This window comes from Serinicoccus sediminis (assembly GCF_004153545.1).
In the GTDB taxonomy this organism is placed as follows: Bacteria; Actinomycetota; Actinomycetes; order Actinomycetales; family Dermatophilaceae; genus Ornithinicoccus; species Ornithinicoccus sediminis_A.
Genome location: NZ_SDVA01000040.1, coordinates 1 through 619 on the forward strand (window position 1 = coordinate 1; position 619 = coordinate 619).

2 protein-coding genes are annotated in these 619 nt (G+C 66.4%); both read left to right on the forward strand.

Features of this window, described 5'->3' with window-relative positions:
* Nucleotides 1–42 precede the first annotated feature (42 nt).
* Nucleotides 43–357, forward strand: coding sequence for a hypothetical protein (locus EUS26_RS16480; RefSeq protein ID WP_130014914.1), 315 nt, complete (start codon nucleotides 43–45; stop codon nucleotides 355–357).
* Nucleotides 347–589, forward strand: a complete 243-nt coding sequence (locus EUS26_RS16485; RefSeq protein ID WP_130014915.1) for a YlcI/YnfO family protein — start codon at nucleotides 347–349, stop codon at nucleotides 587–589. Before EUS26_RS16480 ends, EUS26_RS16485 begins: the two co-directional genes overlap by 11 nt.
* Nucleotides 590–619: the final 30 nt, after the last annotated feature.

The window sequence follows — 619 nt, forward strand, 5'->3', positions numbered from 1 at the left end:
CGCGGCAGTTGTGTGCGTAGTCGTCTGTAATACACTTGGCGTGTGAGCGAAGCGTTCGACCTGGAAGCGCTCGATGACATCGAGCCCTTCGAGATCGACCAGCAAGCCGCTCACCTGTTCGAGCATCCGCACCTGGGGATGGACGACGTGATCGATGCGTGGAGCAGCAACCCGCTGTTCTACCCGGCCAAGCCGCCCGCCCACTGGTTGATGCTCGCGGAAGTCAGTGGGCGAGTACTCATCGTGCCGCTGGCTCCATCTCGGTCGGGCGACCCGAGCAAGTGCCGACCGATCGGCTGCTACGAGGCGTCTTCGGGCCTCGCCGCTACGTACCGGAGGGACCGTGATGAGCACTGACAACAGCCGGCCGATGACGCCGGAGCAGGAGTACGAGTTCTACGCCGACCCGCGTAACCAGGAGCCCCAGGGGCCTGCGCGTCGACGCAAGCGCCCATTGAGCGCACCCGTGCCGGTGCGCTTCCCAGCGGATCTGCTCGAGGAAGTCAAGCGCGCCGCAGAAGCTGACGATCGTTCAGTCTCGGCCTGGATCCGCCGAGCCGTCGAGCACGAGCTGTCTCGCCCCGCCTGACCCGTGAGCCCACCGCGCGGCCAGCGGCAG